Genomic DNA, 17,893 nt, shown 5'->3' with positions numbered 1-17,893 from the left:
CCCACCTGTTTTGTATCCGGACGGCGTGTTTTTGGATATTTCTTTACCTATTATCCGGTACATCGAAGTCAACACCCCGACGGGCAGCCAACAGCGCCAACCAAGGTCGAGACAATGATCGAGACGCAGTGGCTGATCCCTCTCCTCCCCTTCCTCTCGGCATTACTCGTCCATCTGTTCGGTGCCCGACTCGGCAAACGGGTCGCACGGCTGAGCGTGGGCATCAACCTGCTCGTCGTGCTGGTGGCCGCTTTCCAGCTGATCGCCTACATCGCCAGAGACACAGGGCCGCAATGGACGGTCATGGCCGGCGGCTGGGGCAGTCTGCAGATCGACCCGCTGAGCGCGATCATGGCGCTGGTCGTCGCCGGCATCAGCCTGGTGGTCCACATCTATTCGATCCGCTACATGATCGAGGAGCCGGGGTACGCGCGCTTTTTCATGTTGCTGGATCTGATGACCGGCTCGATCCTGCTGATGGTCATGGCCGGCGATCTGATCACCCTGCTGGTGGCCTGGCATCTGATCGGCGTCTTTCTCTATTTCCTGCTGGCGCACAACACCGAACCCGTTAACGCGCAGCGCTACGCGTTCTGGACGTTCATTACCTATCGCCTGGGTGACCTGCCGCTGGTACTGGCCGCGATGGTGCTCTTCCAGGCCTACGGGGCGCTGGACTTCCCCACCCTGTTCGCCCGGATCGAAGCGGCGCCGGACGCCCGTACGTTCCTGGACCTGCCGGTGGCCGGAACCGTGGCCTTCCTGGTGGCGCTGGCGGCCTTTGCCAAATCCGCCCAGTTCCCGCTGCACACCTGGCTGCCCTATTCCATGGAGGGACCGACACCGGTTTCGGCATTGATGCACGCGGGTATCGTCAACGCCGGCGGCATCATCATCAATCGCTTCGCGCCGGTATTCGTCCACAGCAGCGAGGTCCTGCATCTGCTGTTCATCGTGGGCCTGTTCACGGCGGTACTCGGTTCGATGCTGATGCTCGCGCAGAACGACATCAAGAAGTCGCTGGGCTATTCCACCGTGGGCCAGATGGGCTTCATGATCATGGAGACCGGTGCGGGTGCGTTCGCGCTGGCGATCTTCCACCTGATTGCCCACGGGCTGTTCAAGGGCACGCTGTTCCTGGGTGCCGGCAAGGTAATTGGCGCCGCGCGCAAGCACGACGGCGTGCCGAACGACCCGCTCTACGACTTTCTGGTCGAACGCAAGTCGGCCCCGGCCCGACTGCCATGGCTGTTGATCGGGGCTGCGATGCTGATCGTGCCGCTGGTGATCCTGGTGCTCGCACACTACTGGGTGGCCCCGGACTTCTTCCAGAAACAGGGCGCGATCGTGCTCCTGTTCTTTGGCTGGATCACGGGCGTCCAGGTGCTGTTCGCCACGCACCGGCTGGATACCGGCAATCCCTTGCGCATGATGGCCCTGATCGTCCTGTCATTCGCGGTGATCGTGGTCGGCTACAGCTTTGTCGGGCACAGCTTCGAGAGCTTCCTGTATCCGGATGCCGAGTTCCGCGAAGCGCTTTATACCGCGGCAGGCATCGACCAGATCACCTTCGGTGTGCTGATCGCGCTACTGGCGCTGGTCATGGTGGCCGGGTGGATGGGCGCCTATCTGACCCACGTGCGCCGCCAGCGGGTCGACAGGGAACATGGACGCACCTGGCTGACGCTGTACTCGCTGTTCTCCCGCGAGTTCTACGTCGCCGAGCTCTACACTCGCATGACGGTCTCGCTGCTGGCGGGTTCCCGGCGCCTGAATCTCTGGCTGAGGTGGGGTTGAGATGTCCGCTCTGCTGATCCTCGTCGCGGCATTCTTCCTGCCACTGTTCCCGATGAGCCTGGCGTTCAATGCGCTGGCTGCGCGCATCAGCAACACCTACGTGCAGGTGGCGCTTTTCGTGGCCTGGCCGCAGATCGGCGTGGCACTGATCCTGTGGGGTGATATCGCACCATTCGCTGGAGTGCTTGTCGTCTGGGCGACCCTGAGTGCGATCCTGTACGCCTTTCGCCTGTTGACCATCCGCGACGTCGGGCGCTGGGCGGCCTTGCTGGCCAGCTCCACTTGGCCCCTGGTGTGGCTGTTCGCCTTGCAGCGGCCGGCTGAGACGGACGTGATCGGCTTCGCCCTCGCGATGACAGCCGCCCCGTTGCTGATGCTCCTGGTACGCGATGCGCTTGTTCGACGACTGGAGACCGCCTATACCGGACTGCATGGCGGGCTGGCGCGGGATCTCCCCCGCCTGTCGGGCATGATCGTGGTAGCCACGCTCTCCGCAATGGCCCTGCCACTGTTCCCCGGCTTCTTCGCTCTGCTGACACTGCTGGGTGGTGCCACGCCCGGGGTTGCCCTCGGGGTCCTGCTGACCTGGTTGCTGTGGAGCTGGGCAGGGGCGCGGCTGCTGCAAGGAACAGTGTTCGGGCCGCGCAGTGGCGCCATCGCCGAGGACCTGCCGGCCACATCGATATGGGCCTTCGCCGGACTGGTGGCATTGCTGGTGGTATCCGGACTGCTGTGGACTGGAGGTGCCCCGTGAAGCTGACCCTCGGACGCAAGCTCAAGATCCGCTCGATGGTGCACATGGCGGCCGAGCCGATTCCCAACTTCTGGCCCATGCGCACCTTCATCCATCACAACCCGCTTCACGGGCTGGAGAACTTGCCGTTCCCGGACGCGATCCGGCGCGGTGAAGAGCTGTTCCACGGGCGGGGATTCCTGCCCCGAGCCGACTACCAGCGACTGTTCCGCGAGGGCCGCGTGGACCGCGACACCCTCGAGGCGCGCGTCGATGCCGCTCTTGAGAGCCACCCGGCCCTTAGGGCGATCGGCGGGCTCGACCTGCTCTGCACGCTGCTGACCGAATGCCATGATCCGGTCATCACGCCGCGCACGCTCGCCGATGCCGACGACGTGGCGGCCGCCCTGAACGGTCGCGAACACACACCCTCTGCGACGGATACCGGGATACTCGCGGACCGGCTGCACGCCGCGTTTCCGGCTATGCGGCCGCTCTACGAGGCGCTCGATTCAGTGTTCGGCACACGTATCGGGCCCACGCTGGACGAACAGCTGATCAGGATCTGCCTGGACTACTTCGACGAAGGTCAGTCGGCATGGCAGATGCCCGGCCGCGAACAAGGCCTGTTCGCCGCGTGGAAGAGTGTCGTCCATCACCATCCGCGCCTGTTCCTGCGCGGCCAGTACACTCACAAAATCCTGGCGGAGTGTGACAGTCCCGAGGCGATCATCGCCCATGTCCTGGACGCGATCGGGATCCCCGAAGAGGCCTGGCCCGATCTGATCGTTCACGAACTGACTCGCCTGCACGGCTGGGCCGGCTTCATCCGCTGGCGCTCGACGGCAAGCCACTACCACTGGGCACGCGAACATCCGGCCGACCTGATCGATTTCCTGGCTATCCGCCTGGTGCTCGCGCTGTCGCTGATCCGCGAACATGGCCGTCGGCACAAGTTGCCCGGTGACCGCAAGGCGCTCGAGGCCTTCCTGACCGAGCGACCCGGCGAGGCCTACCTGCGCCACGAACTGTTCACCGGGGCAATACTGCCGACTCAGGCCGAGATCGTCGAAGACGTTATCGCGCGTGGCAGGCCGGCCGAGATCGCCCGGCAGCTGGACCATTACCTGCCGGCCAAACGCCACGCGGAAAGTCGCGACCAGGCCCGCGCGCTTCACGCCCTGGCGTCGCTCGCCGGGAATCCCGCGCTGTTTGACGGGCTCGAGCGCGGACCGCTTGCCGCCGTGCTGGAACAGCTGGGCGAGTTCGAGCGGCACGAGGGTATGGTCTGGCTGGAGGCCATGGAGGCGACCTACCGCCGCAGCGTTCTGTCCGGCCTGCGACTCGACCCGCCCGCACCGCGCGAAAAACGCCCGTTCGCGCAGCTGCTGTTCTGCATCGACGTGCGTTCCGAACGTGTCCGGCGTCAACTCGAGACCATCGGCGACTACCAGACCTACGGCATTGCCGGCTTCTTCGGGGTACCAGTGAGCTTCATCGCGCTCGGCAAGGGCAGCGAGGATCACCTCTGCCCGGTCGTGGTCACGCCGAAAAACCTCGTGCTGGAGGTGACCACGGGCGCCGAGCAGCTGGACCTGGACCTGTACTCCTCGGCGGAATACCTGCTGCACGACCTGAAGCACTCCGTGCTGTCGCCGTATTTCACCGTCGAGGCCATTGGTCTGCTCTTCGGATTCGACATGATTGGCAAAACCGTCGCGCCGGCGGCCTACCACCGATGGCGCAACAAGATCGAGTCGGACCAGCCCTCGACCCGCCTGATGGTCGACAAACTTACCCGTGAACAGGCGGATTCGGTGGTTCGCGCCCAGCAGCGGGTCATCATCGTCCAGGCGATTCATCAGCAGTTCGACATCGAGCGCGAAGCGATCACCGACTCCATGATCCGCGAGTTGCGCGAGACGGCAATGGGAAACAGCAGCGAACAGACCGTCTTCGCCCGCGAATTCGGCCTGAGCGAGAGTGCGGAGTCGGAGTTCATCGCGACCTTGCGGAACGACTATCGGATCAACCGTTCCTATGCCCATATGCAGCTCGAGCGACTGGGACGAATCGGCTTTTCCCTCGAAGAGCAGGCCTACTTTGTCGCCCAGGCGCTCCGCTCCATCGGCCTGACCGAACAGTTCTCGCGTTTCATCATCCTCACGGGGCACGGCAGCCAGTCGGACAACAACCCCTACGAATCGGCCCTGGACTGCGGCGCCTGCGGCGGCAGCCACGGTATCGTCAGCGCGCGAGTGCTCGCACACATGGGCAACAAGCCCGAGGTTCGACGGCGGCTGCGAACCCAGGGCATCGACATCCCCGATGACGCCTGGTTTCTGCCCGCCATGCACAACACCACATCCGACGAGATCCGGCTGCATGACCTCGACCTGCTGCCGGCCAGCCACCTGGTCTATCTCGAGCGCCTGCGCAGCGGCCTGCGCGCCGCCACGCGCCGAACGGCACGCGAGCGGCTGCAGACCCTGGAACCGGATCTCGAGGACGCCCCCGATACCATAACGGCCGCTCGGCGGGCACGACGCAACACGGTCGACTGGGCCCAGGTGCGCCCCGAATGGGGTCTGGCACGCAATGCGGGCTTCATCATCGGCCGGCGACACCTGACCGCGGCGAGCGACCTGCAGGGCCGCACGTTCCTGCATTCCTACGACTATCGCGTCGACCCCAAAGGCCGACTGCTGGAAAGCATTCTGACCGGCCCGCTGATCGTCGCCCAGTGGATCAACATGGAGCACTATTTCTCGGCGGTCGACAACGAACGCTACGGCTCCGGCAGCAAGGCCTACCATAACGTCGCCTGTCGCGTCGGGGTCATGACCGGCAACCTCTCGGACCTGCGCACCGGCCTGCCCGCCCAGACCGTACTCTACGACGGGCTGCCCTACCACGACCCGATCCGGTTGCTGGCCCTGATCGAGGCCCCGCTCTCCCATGCGCGCCGGGCCATTGAAAACGTGCCCAAGGTCCGGAGCCTGATTGCGAATGGCTGGGTACTGTGCGTCATCCTCGACCCGGAAACCGACCGGCTGTACCGATTCGTCGACGGCGACTGGCGCGAGGAACCCCCGCCCCGTTCCACACAAGATGCGGCCGACCGACCTGCCGTGGAGGAAAACCGCGCATGAACGACCTGAATCTCAAATCACTGAAGAAGATCGAGATCATTCTCGAAGGCGAACACCAGGCGTTTGCCACCGATCTGCTGGATCGGGCGGGCGTCAAGGGCTACACCATCATCGGCAATCTCTCCGGCAAGGGTAGCCAGGGCTTCCACTCGGGGCACCTGATGTTCAACGAGGACGAAGTCCTGATCATGATCATCGCGGCGATCCCCGAAGAACTGGTCGAACCGATCCTCGAAGGGTTCACGCCCTTCTTCAATCAGCACAGTGGTGTCGTCTTCATCTCCGACATCCAAGTCAGCCGCCTGGTGAAGTTCAAGGGCTGACGCGATCGAGTTCATTTCCGGCAACGCAGAATCCGGCGGCCAGCAAGCCGGTCATGATCCGGTCACAGCCGCGCGGGACCCGCGCCCTCAATAGGGGTCCGGCGCCGGAAGACGCGCCCCTGGACCCCACGGAATGGTAAAGTGCGACCCCAGCGCGGGTCGTCAGTGGCCCGCCCCTCATTCAAACCCCTTAGGTCGCAGGAGCATCATGGCGCAGTACATCTTCACGATGAACGGCGTGGGCAAGATCGTCCCGCCGAAGAAGTACATCCTCAAGGACATCAACCTGAACTTCTTCCCGGGCGCCAAGATCGGCGTGCTGGGTTACAACGGTGCGGGGAAATCCACACTGCTGCGCATCATGGCGGGCGTGGACACCGAGATCGTCGGCGAGGCGCGGCCGCAGCCGGGCATCAATATCGGCTACCTGCCGCAGGAGCCGCAGCTCGACGAGAGCAAGGACGTGCGCGGCAATGTCGAGGAGGCCGTGGCCCCGATCAAGGAGGCGCTGGCCGAGCTGGATCAGGTGTATGCCGCCTATGCCGAGGCCGATGCCGACTTCGATGCCCTGGCCGCCAAGCAGGGCGAGCTGGAGGCGAAGATCGAAGCGGCCGACGGCCACAACCTCGAGCGCAAGCTGGAGGTCGCCGCAGACGCCCTGCGCCTGCCGCCGTGGGATGCGGACGTGAAGACCCTGTCCGGGGGGGAACGCCGCCGCGTGGCCCTGTGCCGCCTGCTGCTGTCCAGCCCGGACATGCTGATCCTCGACGAGCCGACCAACCACCTGGACGCCGAATCCGTGGCCTGGCTGGAACGCTTCCTGCAGGAGTTCCAGGGCACCGTGGTCGCGGTCACCCATGACCGTTACTTCCTCGACAACGTGGCCGGCTGGATTCTCGAGCTCGACCGCGGCCAGGGCATCCCGTTCCAGGGCAACTACTCGCAGTGGCTGGAGCAGAAGGAAAAGCGCCTGAAGCAGGAAGAAAAGGCCGAGGCCGCCCGCGTGAAGGCGATGGAGTCGGAGCTCGAGTGGGTGCGTTCCAACCCGAAGGGCCGCGGCGCCAAGAGCAAGGCGCGCCTGAAGCGCTTCGAGGAGATCGCCTCCACCGACTACCAGAAGCGCTCCGAGACCAAGGAAATCTACATCCCGCCGGGCCCGCGCCTGGGCGACAAGGTGCTGGAGGTGGACGGCCTGTCCAAGAACTTCGGCGACCGCGTGCTCTACCAGGGCCTGTCGTTCTCCGTGCCACGCGGCGCGCTGATCGGCGTGATCGGCCCGAACGGCGTCGGCAAGACCACCCTGTTCCGCATGATCGCCGAACAGGAACAGCCGGACGAAGGCACGATCGAACTGGGCGAGACCGTGCAGCTGGCCTATGTGGACCAGAGCCGCGACGCGCTGCAGGACGAGAAAACCGTCTGGGAGGAGATCTCCAACGGCCAGGACATCATCCAGGTCGGCAATTTCCAGATGCCGTCACGCGCCTACGTCGGCCGCTTCAACTTCAAGGGCACCGACCAGCAGAAACGCATGAAGGAGCTGTCCGGCGGGGAACGCAACCGCGTACACCTGGCCAAGCTGCTCCAGAGCGGTGGCAACTTCCTGCTGCTCGACGAACCGACGAACGATCTGGACGTCGAGACCCTGCGCGCGCTGGAAGAGGCCCTGCTGGACTTCCCCGGCTCCGCGATCGTGATCTCGCATGACCGCTGGTTCCTCGACCGCATCGCCACGCACATCCTCGCGTTCGAGGAGGATGGCAACGTGGTGTTCTTCGACGGCAACTACCAGGAATACGAGGAAGACCGCCACAAGCGCCTGGGCGCTGAGGCCGACCAGCCCCATCGGGTCAAGTACAAGCGACTCGCTTCCTGACGCGAACCCGTCCGGGCGCTCTCCGCGTCCGGACGGTTGGCCTTACAGCCGTTCCAACACACTGCGCGTCACGCGCTCGGCGTAGTCGTTGCGTTTCCAGTGCTCCGGACTCCAGCCGGCCAGAAAACGCTGGAAATCCGCCTGGGCCAGCAGGAACAGCTCGCGCCATTCCTGCTCCAGTGCGTCCAGGTCCACACCCCCTCCGTGCGTGGCGACAACCTCCGAGCGCAGTGCAGCGAAATACCCCTCCAGCAGTTCCTTCTCGAAGCGTTCCTGATCAGCCTCGTCCAGACAGCTGCCGATGAAGTACGCAACGTCCTTCATCCCGCAGCCACCCCCGACATACTGGAAATCCACCGCGGCCACCCGATCGCCACGTTCGCTGAAACAGAAGTTCGCGACCTTGGCATCGCCATGCACCAGCGTCTGAAAGCGCGCCGAACTGAGTCGCTGATCGAGCTTCGGGGCTGCTTCGCGCAGTTGGGGATCAGCGATGGCCGCCCATTCGTCCGGCCGGGTCGCGAGGTGCCAGTAGGTACCCGTAGTCCAGAGTCCCAAGGGCCTGGCACCGAGAAAGGTCGCGTGAAAGGCCGCAAGCCATCCCAGGCAAACGCCGGCCTGCTCCACCGACAGGTCATCGTGCCGAAGCGGAAAACCGGCGGCATCCAGGTCCTCCAGCACAATCAGGTGGGAATCGCCCAGGTCCTGCGCGAGGTGGCATCGCGGGACACGACAGGCGTCGCAGCAGCGCCCCGCCCAGTCGCGATACCAGTGCATCTCGACCTGATAGGAGTGCCGCTTGCGCTCATGCCCCCGCGCCCCTGACCAGCCGCGCGGGTGGCGGCGATTGGCCGGAAACACAATGTGCTTGGCGATAACGGTGGGAACGGACGCCCCCTCCAGACGATAGCGGACGATCTCGCCGTAGCCGCTCCAGAGCGTCTGGACATGCTCGATGGGGATCGCGCGGCGGGCGCCCGTGGCTGCGCATACTGCAGCGGCGACCGCCGCCTGCGATCCGTCGCGGCCTGGCTCAGACACCCGGGTCGTTGCAGGTCGCGGTCAGGCGCCCCTCGACTGGATCCCGCGTCATCCCGGTATCGGAAAACAGCCCCTCGGCGACCAGTTCCGCGCCGTCGATCCGGATCAGGGGTTCGGAGGGACCGTCCGCAGCGGAGAACCACTGATCGCCGGAACGGCTGCGGTTGGCCTCCAGCACCTCGCCCTCCGGCGACATTACATCCCCGATCTGCACGCTGACCGTATGCATCAGCATGCCGCTGACCTCATTGCGCGAGACAAACACCCGCATCGGGCCATCTTCAGTCTCGGCATCGCCAACGAGTGTCTGCAGGTCACCTTCGTCGGACTCGCCTGAGAAATCACAGACCTGAACGTCGAGATCATGGGACTGCCCATCCAGCTCGAGCTGCGCGGTGCCCGCGGCGTGGGCGCTGCCGGCCACGGCGAACACAATGGTGGCAGCCGTCAGGCTCCTGATGCGATTCGGGTTCATGTGTGTCCCCTGCTCTTGATCCGAACCCGACAGTATCCCGGGTTGTACCAACGGGCAAGCCGGGGTTGGCGCTGATGCGTTTGCACCTGCATGCCGGAGCGAATTCTGCCCGCCTCGTCCTCATGCCAGCGGCCGTACCAGTGGAACGGGGGGCGCAACACACAGGACATACGTTCCTTTCGACCGCGATGTGGTCCATATTCAGAGTGGAGGCTGGTTGATCCTCGAGGCGGAGGGCGATGCGAAGATCCTTCGGTAGCGCTATAAGGGGTGGTTCCGGAATCCGGCCCGGCGCTTCTCCTTGCCGGAACCGGTCCCGGAGAACAGCCCGTGCAGCCTGAACGGACCGCCACCTGCCGCTTGCAGTTGCACGCCGGCTTCACACTGGATGATGCCGCGCGCGTGACCCCCTACCTCGCCCGGCTGGGCGTATCGCATCTCTACCTTTCTCCGATCCTGCAGGCGGTGCACGGCAGCACCCATGGCTATGACGTGGTCGACCCCTCGCGGGTGAACGACGAGCTCGGCGGCGAGCCGGCGCGCCAGCGCCTGTGCGCGGCACTGGAGCAGGCCGGTATGGGCCTGGTGCTGGACATCGTACCGAACCACATGGCGGTGGCCGGAGCCCAGAACCCGTGGTGGTGGAATGTACTGGAGAATGGCCCCTCCAGCCCGTTTGCGATGTATTTCGATGTGGACTGGGAATCATCGGAGGAGCGCTGGCCGAACAAGGTGCTCCTGCCGGTGCTGGGCGATCATTACGGGCGCATCCTGGAGGCTGGCGAGATCCGTCTCCAGTATGGCGACGGCCTGTTCGAGCTCGCCTGTCACGAACACCGCTTCCCGCTGGACCCGTCCTCGCTGAACGACCTGCTCCACCGCGCGTACCGCGCCACGGGTATCGAATTGCTGGGCTTTCTCGCGGAGTCTTGCGCGCGCCTGCCGCAGCCATGGCTGACCGCCCGCGACGCGGCGTCTCGGCGCCATCGGGATCAGGACGTCATCCGTCAACTCCTCGACAACACCACCCGGCAGGATCCGGCGGCCGCTGCGGCCATCGAGGCCGAGGTGGAACAGATCAATACGCGGCCCGATGCCCTGGATGCACTGATCGAGAAACAGAACTACCGCCTGGCCTGGTGGCGTACCGCCGGACGCGATCTCGGTTATCGGCGGTTCTTCGACATCAACGACCTGGCCGGCCTGCGCCAGGAGCAGGAAGAGGTCTTCGAGGCAGTACATGCACTACCGCTCCGCTGGGTAGAGGAAGGCTCGGTGCATGGCCTGCGGATCGACCACCCCGACGGCATGCGCGACCCGGGGCAGTACTTCAGTCAGCTGAGCCGGGCCTGCCCGGGCGCCTGGATCGTCGCCGAAAAGATCCTCGAGCCCGGCGAACAGCTGCCCGGAGACTGGCCGATCGCCGGCACCACCGGCTACGACTTTCTCAACCGCGTACAGGGGCTGTTCGTGGACCCGGTGGGCGAGGCCCCGCTGACGCGGCTGTTCGAGGAACTCACCGGCGAGCACGCCGACTACGCCGGGCTGGTCTACGAGTCCAAGCGGCAGGTACTGAAGGACCTGCTCGGCAGCGAGCTGAACCGGCTGAGTTCGCTGTTCGTGGACATCTGCGAACTGCACCGCCGACACCGCGACTATACGCGCCACGAGCTGCACCTGGCCCTGCTGGAGACAGCCTCCTGCTTCCCCGTCTACCGCACCTACGTGAGCCCGCGTGAAGGCTCAGTGGCGGCGACCGACGTCGACTATGTAGACGCCGCGATCCACCAGGCGGGCGAACGCCGTCCGGAGCTGGACAGCGAGCTGCTGCAGTTCCTGCGCGACCTGCTCCTGCTGCGCATCCCCGGCGAGCGCGAGAACGAACTCGCCCTGCGCTTCCAGCAGTTGACCGGGCCGGCGATGGCCAAGGGGGTCGAGGACACCGCGCTGTACCGCTTCCATCGCCTGACGGCGCTCAACGAGGTCGGTGGCGACCCGGAACGTTTCGGCATATCGGTCGATGCATTCCACGAGGCCTGCGCCCTGGTACACGCGCGTCACCCGGAGACCATGCTTACCACCTCCACCCACGACACCAAACGCAGTGAAGACGTGCGCGCGCGCCTGGTGCTGCTCTCCGAGATCCCGGATGCGTGGGCAAAAGCCACGCGCAGCTGGATGCGACACAACGCCCGCTACCGCAGCGGCGATTGGCCGGAACCGGCCACCGAATACCTGTACTACCAGACGCTGGTCGGCGCCTGGCCGATCGATGCCGAGCGCATGACGGCCTACATGGAAAAGGCCGCGCGCGAGGCCAAGCAGTACAGCAGCTGGACCCACCCCCAGGAGGACTACGAGCAGGCATTGCGCGAGTTCGTGAGGGGGACGCTGGAGGATGCAGGATTTCGCAACGCGCTGGAGTCGTTTCTGCAACCGCTGATCGGCCCCGGTCGCACCAACAGCCTGGCCCAGACCCTGATCAAGCTCACTGCGCCGGGGGTTCCGGACCTCTACCAGGGCAGCGAGCTGTGGGACCTGAGCCTGGTCGATCCGGACAACCGCCGCCCGGTGGACTTCGTGACCCGGGCCCGACTGCTGGAGGAGCTCGGTCACCTGACCCCGGCGCAGATCAGTGCCCGTGCCGACGAGGGCCTGCCCAAGCAGTGGGTGGTGCACCAGGCGCTGACCCTGCGCCACCGCCATCCGGAATGGTTCCGGCCGGATGCGGCCTACACCCCGCTGCGGGTCACCGGCGAGCGCGCCGGGCATGCAGTGGCCTACCTGCGCGGGGAAGGCGCCCTCGTGCTGGTGCCGCGCCTGGTGCTCGGGCTGGGGGGCGACTGGCGCGACACCCGGCTCGGGCTGCCGCCCGGCGTCTGGCACAACCGCCTCTCGGGCGAGACCTTCGAGGGCGGCGACCGGTTGGTAGCCGAGCTCCTCGATGCGTTTCCGGTGGCACTGCTCGAACGCGAGGAAGAGACCGCATGACCCGCGTGCGCGTCTGGGCCCCGCAGGCGAACCAGGTCGAGCTCGAGTGCGGCGGCAGCCGCATGCCGATGGACCGCCAGGGCGAGGGCTGGTGGTCGCTGCAGACCTCGCGGCTGGTGCATGGCAGCGACTACGCCTTTCGCGTCGACGGCAACGGGCCGTTCCCCGACCCGCGTTCCGCCTGGCAGCCGCAGGGGGTGCACGGCCCGTCGCGCTGGCTGGACCATTCCCGCTTCGTCTGGAACGATGCCGGCTGGCAGGCGCCGCCGCTGGCCGCGGCGGTGATCCAGGAGGTCCACGTCGGCACCTTCACCCCGGAGGGCAGCTTCGACGGCGTGATCGACCGCCTCGGCCATCTGGCCGAACTCGGCATCACCCACCTGGAGCTGATGCCGGTGGCCGCGTTTTCCGGCGCCCGCGGCTGGGGCTACGACGGGGTCGACCTGTATGCCCCGCACCATGCCTACGGGGGTCCCGACGGCCTGAAACGCCTGGTCGACGCCTGCCACCGCCGCGGCATCGCGGTGCTGCTGGACGTGGTCTATAACCACCTCGGGCCGGACGGCAACTACCTGGCGCAGTTCGGCCCCTACTTCACCGACCGCTACCACACCCCGTGGGGCGACGCGGTCAACCTCGACGGCGCGGACAGCGACAGCGTGCGCCGGTTCTTCATCGACAATGCCCTGATGTGGCTGCGCGACTATCACATCGACGGCCTGCGCATCGACGCGGTGCACGCGATCGTCGACACCTCGGCCACCCATTTCCTCGAGCAGCTCGCCGGCGAGGTGCAGCGCCTCGGGCGGCAGCTCGGCCGGCACCTGGTGGTGATCGCCGAGAACGACCGCAACGACCCGCGCGTGGCGTGGCCGGTCGAGGCCGGCGGCTACGGGCTGGACGCCCAGTGGAACGAGGATTTCCATCACGCGCTGCACACCGCACTGACCGGCGAGTCCGACGGCTACTACATGGACTTTCGCGGGCTGGCCGACCTGGCCCGGGTGCTGACCCGCGGCCTCGCCAACGACGGCCGCTATTCGCCCTTCCGCCGCCGGCGGCACGGCCGCCCCGCGGCGGACCAGCCGGGACGGCGCTTCGTCGGTTGCCTGCAGAACCACGACCAGATCGGCAACCGCGCCAACGGAGAACGCATCAGCGAACTGGTCTCCCCCGGCCTGCTCAAGGTCGGGGCGGCCCTGGTCATGACCAGCCCCTTCGTACCAATGCTGTTCCAGGGCGAAGAATGGGGCGCCTCGAGCCACTTTCTGTACTTCACGGATCACACCGACCCGGAACTGGGCCAGGCAGTCACCGAGGGTCGGCGGCGCGAGTTCGCCGCCTTCGTCGGGGATCCGGGCGACATCCCGGACCCGCAGGCCCGCGAGACCTTCGAACGATCGAGACTGGACTGGGACGAACGCGAACAGCCGCGACATGCCGCGATCCTGCGCTGGTACCAGGCGCTGATCGCCCTGCGCCGCACCCACCCGGCCTTCAGCGATGATCGCCTGGATGCCATCGACGCATACTTCGACGAGACAGCCCGATGGTTCGTGATGCACCGGCCGGGACTGCTGGTCGCGTGCAACCTGCACCCCGATGCGCAACGCCTGGCATGCCCCGGGACCGCACGATCACGCCTGCTGCTGCGATCCAAAGCGGAGATCGTGATCGGGCAGGAGAACCTGGACCTGCCCGGCGCCTCCGTCGTGATTATGGAACCGGGCGATCCGCCCGGTATGTCTTGCCAACATCCCATGTCGAGGGAGTGAGCCCGTGACGGTATCCGACCGCCCCATATCCCGTGTCGAGGGCTACCTGCCCATCGAAGAACACGGCCTGATAGGCAATTGCACGACTGCCGCCCTGGTGGGGCGCGACGGGTCCATCCCCTGGATGTGCGCGCCTCGCTTCGATTCCGAGCCCCTGTTCTGCGCTCTGCTCGATCACCAGCGAGGCGGTGACTTCACCGTGGCCCCGGAGCCCCTGGTCGCCTCGCACCAGCGCTATATGCCCGACACTGCGGTCCTGATCACGGAGATGACCGGCCCCGAAGGACGCATCCGGGTCACTGATTGTCTGCCCCTGCGCGCCGGGGCCGACTTGTCCGAGGATGCGCCGGCAGGGCGCAACGAACTGCTCCGGCGGATCGAGGTGCTGGAAGGCCGCGTCCGACTGCGGGTCAGGATCGCACCCAGGGGAGGTGCGAAGGCGTATCCACACGGTGCCGGCCTGGGCCTGTCGCTGTACCGCCAGCCGGAACTGGAGCTGTCGCTGAGCTCGTCGCTGCCCTTGGAGGACACCGACAGCGAACACGAACTCGAGGCCGGAGACCAGCACTACCTGATCCTGGGCTGGGGCCCGCACACGCACCGTTTCCAGGCCCGCACACCCGAGGAACTGCTCGAGGCCACGCTGGAGGTCTGGCGGCGCTGGATGACCCATTTCCACTATGAAGGCCCCTGCGAGGACCTCGTCCGGCGCTCGGCCGTCACGCTCAAGTTGATGGACTACACCGCGACCGGAGCGATGATCGCCGCGCCGACCTCGTCCCTGCCGGAAGCAATAGGCGGCCCGCGCAACTGGGATTACCGCTACGCATGGATACGCGATGCGGCATTTTCCGTGTATGCCATGAGCGATATCGGCATGACCCACGAGGCCGCGGGCTTTATCGGCTGGGCCCTGGACGCGGTGGATCGCGCGGGCTGGCCACGGGTGCTGTATGACGTAGACGGGCACCTGCCGCAGCCGGAGCGAATCGATCCCGAACTGGAGGGCTACCGAGGCTCAGCGCCTGTACGCTGGGGCAACGGTGCGGTGGAGCAGCGCCAGCACGACGTATTCGGAGAGATCCTCGATTGCGCCTATCGGTGGGAGCGCTGGGGCGGGACGCTGGATGAGCACCTGTGGAGCCGCCTGCGGCGACTGGTCGAAGCCGCCGAGAAGGAGTGGAAGAACCCCGATCATGGCATCTGGGAAGTCCGCACCGCCGGCCGTCCCTTTACCTACTCCGCCGCCCTGTGTGCGGTCGCCCTGGAGCGTGGAGCGGCCCTGGCCGATAACAATGGCATGGCAGGCAACAGCGACCTGTGGCGTTCCGAGGCAGGACAAATCCGCAAGGCAATCCTGGACCAGGCCTGGGACCCCGAGCTTCGCAGTCTCACCGAGCACCTGGGCGGCGGTGGCATCGACGCGAGCCTGCTGGCCCTGCCGGGACGCGGTGTAATCCCGGCCGATCACCCGAAGATGATCGCCACCACAGAGGCCGTTATCCGGCGCCTGGGCGCGGGCAACGGCCTGCTGTACCGCTATCTTCCGGAAGAGTCCCCGGACGGTCTGCCCGGGCACGAGGGTGCATTTGTCCTGTGCAGCTTCTGGCTGGTCGACAACCTGCTGGGACAGGGCCGCCTGGAAGAGGCCCAGGCCCTGTACGAATCCCTGTGCGCCCGCACCAATACCCTCGGTCTGCTTCCCGAACAGATTGACCCGGCCACCGGCGCCTTCCTCGGCAATTTCCCGCAGGCATTCAGTCATGTAGGGCTGATCTCGAGCGGCATCAAGCTCGCTCGGGCCCTGCAACAAGACCGCTAAACCCGGGAATCAGGGGATCCAGCCCGAACGCGGTCCGGGCGGCTCCGCACCCTGTTCAGGCGGTCGGCATCATCGACGAGTGATGGTGCACGATCAGCCACTTGCCGTCGCGGTTCTCGTAGACGAAGGTGTAGCGCGCGGGGACTTCCTGCGTCTCGTTGCCGTCGGTCACGCGGAAGGTATAGGTGCCGGCGTCGGTCAGCTTGTTGCAGCCGAGCTTCACGTTGCGCGTGTTGATGGTGCCGAAGGGCTTCTTCTCGAGGAAATGCTCGAAGTAGTCCTGGATCTCGGCGTGATTGGTACGCGGGACGTTCGACACGGTCGGCAGCAGCACCGCGTCATTGGCGTACAGCTCGGTCACACGACGGGCATCGCCCGTCTGCAGGGCTTCATTCCAGGCGTCGAACAACTCCTCGGCCAGACGGCGCGTGGCGGGTGCGCAGACCACGCAGCTCTCGTTCGGCGGGGTATCGATCGCGGCGGCGAGCATATCGCTGCCCGTCCCGGTCACCGGGTGATGCTGGTCGCGGTGCGAGGCGCTCAGGCTCAGCCGCGAACGCGGGGCCTCGTCGGCGTTGATGAACTGGGTACCGCTGATACGCGGACGGGTCACGGTGCTCACTGCGCGTTCTCCCACTCGGGCCGATGGCGGCCGGGTAAAACGTGAATTTTAAAGAAAGCGCTGAATAAAGCCATCCCGGCTTTCTCAGCGCACGCGGCGCTGCATCGTCTTGCATCTCTTTGCACGGGCAAAGGGGTTTGCAGCTTGCTCCGGAATCAACCGCCTACGGCGGTCGATACCGGCGGCACGTCCCTGTGCCGCAGGGAAACGCCGATCAATCAGCGTTTCCCAAGGGACCCCTCAGGGCCTGTCTTGGCCGCCACTCAGCCGGCCTGGGCCTTGAACGCGGCCAGCAGGTCCTCGACCTGCCCGCGCACCCGGGCCTCGTCCTGGATGGCGAAGTCGAGAAAGGTCTGGGCGACGACGGACAGGACCTTCTTCTTCGGGTAGACGATGTGCCACTGGCGATGGATCGGGAAGTGCTCGACATCCAGCAGCGCCACCGGGCCCTCGGCACCTTCGGCACTCAGGGTGTGCAGCGACAGCACGGCAATCCCCAGACCACCGATCACCGCCTGCTTGATCGCCTCGTTGCTGCCCAGTTCCATGCGCACGGGCGGGCTGATCCCGTGCTCCTGGAACAGCTTGAGCGTCGCCTCGCGGATACCCGAGCCGGGTTCGCGCATCAGGAACGTCTCCTGCTCCAGCTCCTTCAGCGGGATATTGCGCCGGCCGACCAGCGGGTGGTCACGGCTGGCCATCACCACCAGCGGATTGGGCGCGAACGGGTGCACCGCGACATCGGTCAGCCGCTCGGGGACATGCCCGATGATGTAGAGGTCGTCGTCGTTGTTCGACAGCCGCTCCAGCACCCGGTCAAAGTTGCTGACCTCCAGCGACAGCTCGATATCGGGATACCGCCGGGCGAACTGTCCGAGGATGCTGGGCGCGAAGTACTGCGCCGTGGTGATCACCGCGAGACGCAGACGCCCGCGCTTGAGGCCGTGCATCTCGGCCAGCTTCATCTCGAGGTTGGTCAGCGCGCCGAGCATCTCGCGGCAGGTGTCGTACAGCAGCAGACCGACCTCGGTCGGGAAGGCCTTGCGCCCCACGTATTCAAACAGCGGGAGCCCCAGTGCCGTGGAGAGCTTCTTGATCTGGATCGAGACGGTCGGCTGGGTCAGATGCAGCTCTTCCGCCGCGCGGGTAAAGCTCCCCAGGCGCACGATCGCCTCGAACACCTGCAGCTGACGCAGCGTGGCATGCCGGATCAGGTGCGCCGGCAGCTCCGACTTGAGCATCACCTGCGGGAGACCGGACTCCTTTGGCGTAGGGGACTGAGTCAT

12 protein-coding genes are annotated in these 17,893 nt (G+C 65.9%); 8 read left to right on the top strand and 4 right to left on the bottom strand.

The window, feature by feature from the left end:
• Positions 1-114 precede the first annotated feature (114 nt).
• The 5 genes from F468_RS0111745 to ettA all read left to right on the top strand — a co-directional run bounded on the left by F468_RS0111745 (position 115) and on the right by ettA (position 7,881).
• Positions 115-1,797, top strand: a complete 1,683-nt coding sequence (locus F468_RS0111745; RefSeq protein ID WP_018138822.1) for an NADH-quinone oxidoreductase subunit L — start codon at positions 115-117, stop codon at positions 1,795-1,797.
• A 1-nt stretch (position 1,798) separates the two neighbouring features.
• Positions 1,799-2,551, top strand: coding sequence for a hypothetical protein (locus F468_RS0111740; protein ID WP_018174442.1), 753 nt, complete (start codon positions 1,799-1,801; stop codon positions 2,549-2,551).
• The gene (locus F468_RS0111735) at positions 2,548-5,682 is read left to right on the top strand and encodes a DUF2309 domain-containing protein (RefSeq protein WP_018995241.1); all 3,135 of its coding nucleotides are present in this window, start codon (positions 2,548-2,550) and stop codon (positions 5,680-5,682) included. The genes F468_RS0111740 and F468_RS0111735 overlap by 4 nt, the downstream gene beginning before the upstream one ends.
• Entirely contained in the window at positions 5,679-6,005 is a 327-nt protein-coding gene (locus F468_RS0111730; protein WP_018174440.1) for a P-II family nitrogen regulator, read from the top strand. Before F468_RS0111735 ends, F468_RS0111730 begins: the two co-directional genes overlap by 4 nt.
• A gap of 208 nt (positions 6,006-6,213) precedes the next feature.
• Positions 6,214-7,881, top strand: a complete 1,668-nt coding sequence (gene ettA / locus F468_RS0111725; RefSeq protein ID WP_018174432.1) for an energy-dependent translational throttle protein EttA — start codon at positions 6,214-6,216, stop codon at positions 7,879-7,881.
• A 42-nt stretch (positions 7,882-7,923) separates the two neighbouring features.
• Here ettA and F468_RS0111720 read toward each other — a convergent pair whose 3' ends face one another.
• Positions 7,924-8,922 carry a phosphotransferase gene (locus F468_RS0111720; RefSeq protein ID WP_018995240.1) on the bottom strand — a complete coding sequence of 333 codons (999 nt, stop codon included), beginning with the start codon at positions 8,920-8,922 and terminating at the stop codon, positions 7,924-7,926.
• Complete coding sequence (locus F468_RS0111715; protein WP_018993626.1) at positions 8,915-9,397, bottom strand: hypothetical protein; 483 nt, start codon at positions 9,395-9,397, stop codon at positions 8,915-8,917. The genes F468_RS0111720 and F468_RS0111715 overlap by 8 nt, the downstream gene beginning before the upstream one ends.
• 330 nt (positions 9,398-9,727) lie before the next feature.
• Between F468_RS0111715 and treY the strand changes: the two genes are divergently transcribed.
• From treY to F468_RS0111700, 3 genes are read left to right on the top strand one after another with little or no spacing between them, the layout of a single operon-like run.
• Positions 9,728-12,388 carry a malto-oligosyltrehalose synthase gene (gene treY, locus F468_RS0111710; protein WP_018995239.1) on the top strand — a complete coding sequence of 887 codons (2,661 nt, stop codon included), beginning with the start codon at positions 9,728-9,730 and terminating at the stop codon, positions 12,386-12,388.
• Positions 12,385-14,163, top strand: coding sequence for a malto-oligosyltrehalose trehalohydrolase (gene treZ / locus F468_RS0111705; protein WP_018995238.1), 1,779 nt, complete (start codon positions 12,385-12,387; stop codon positions 14,161-14,163). The genes treY and treZ overlap by 4 nt, the downstream gene beginning before the upstream one ends.
• Positions 14,164-14,167: 4 nt before the next feature.
• A complete protein-coding gene (locus tag F468_RS0111700) occupies positions 14,168-15,985 on the top strand; it encodes a glycoside hydrolase family 15 protein (RefSeq protein ID WP_018995237.1) in 1,818 nt (605 codons plus the stop codon).
• 55 nt (positions 15,986-16,040) lie between these two features.
• On the opposite strand, the gene F468_RS0111695 is transcribed toward F468_RS0111700, so the two are convergent.
• Both F468_RS0111695 and F468_RS0111690 read right to left on the bottom strand, forming a co-directional pair.
• Positions 16,041-16,607, bottom strand: a complete 567-nt coding sequence (locus tag F468_RS0111695; protein ID WP_018138840.1) for an SgcJ/EcaC family oxidoreductase — start codon at positions 16,605-16,607, stop codon at positions 16,041-16,043.
• Between the two features lie 263 nt (positions 16,608-16,870).
• Entirely contained in the window at positions 16,871-17,848 is a 978-nt protein-coding gene (locus F468_RS0111690; RefSeq protein WP_018138841.1) for a LysR family transcriptional regulator, read from the bottom strand.
• Between the last annotated feature and the right edge of the window lie 45 nt (positions 17,849-17,893).

Source organism: Thioalkalivibrio sp. ALJ2, assembly GCF_000378325.1.
Taxonomy (GTDB): domain Bacteria; phylum Pseudomonadota; class Gammaproteobacteria; order Ectothiorhodospirales; family Ectothiorhodospiraceae; genus Thioalkalivibrio.
Note: the sequence above shows the minus strand (reverse complement) of the source record. Positions and strands in the feature narration are given on the sequence as shown.

What these genes read in the sequence shown, in the direction of transcription:
- F468_RS0111745 (WP_018138822.1), top strand. Translation starts at nt 115, where the DNA reads ATGATCGAGACGCAGTGGCTGATCCCTCTCCTCCCCTTCCTCTCGGCA.
- F468_RS0111740 (WP_018174442.1), top strand. Translation starts at nt 1,799, where the DNA reads ATGTCCGCTCTGCTGATCCTCGTCGCGGCATTCTTCCTGCCACTGTTC.
- F468_RS0111730 (WP_018174440.1), top strand. Translation starts at nt 5,679, where the DNA reads ATGAACGACCTGAATCTCAAATCACTGAAGAAGATCGAGATCATTCTC.
- ettA (WP_018174432.1), top strand. Translation starts at nt 6,214, where the DNA reads ATGGCGCAGTACATCTTCACGATGAACGGCGTGGGCAAGATCGTCCCG.
- F468_RS0111715 (WP_018993626.1), bottom strand. Translation starts at nt 9,397, where the DNA reads ATGAACCCGAATCGCATCAGGAGCCTGACGGCTGCCACCATTGTGTTC.
- treZ (WP_018995238.1), top strand. Translation starts at nt 12,385, where the DNA reads ATGACCCGCGTGCGCGTCTGGGCCCCGCAGGCGAACCAGGTCGAGCTC.
- F468_RS0111690 (WP_018138841.1), bottom strand. Translation starts at nt 17,848, where the DNA reads ATGCTCAAGTCGGAGCTGCCGGCGCACCTGATCCGGCATGCCACGCTG.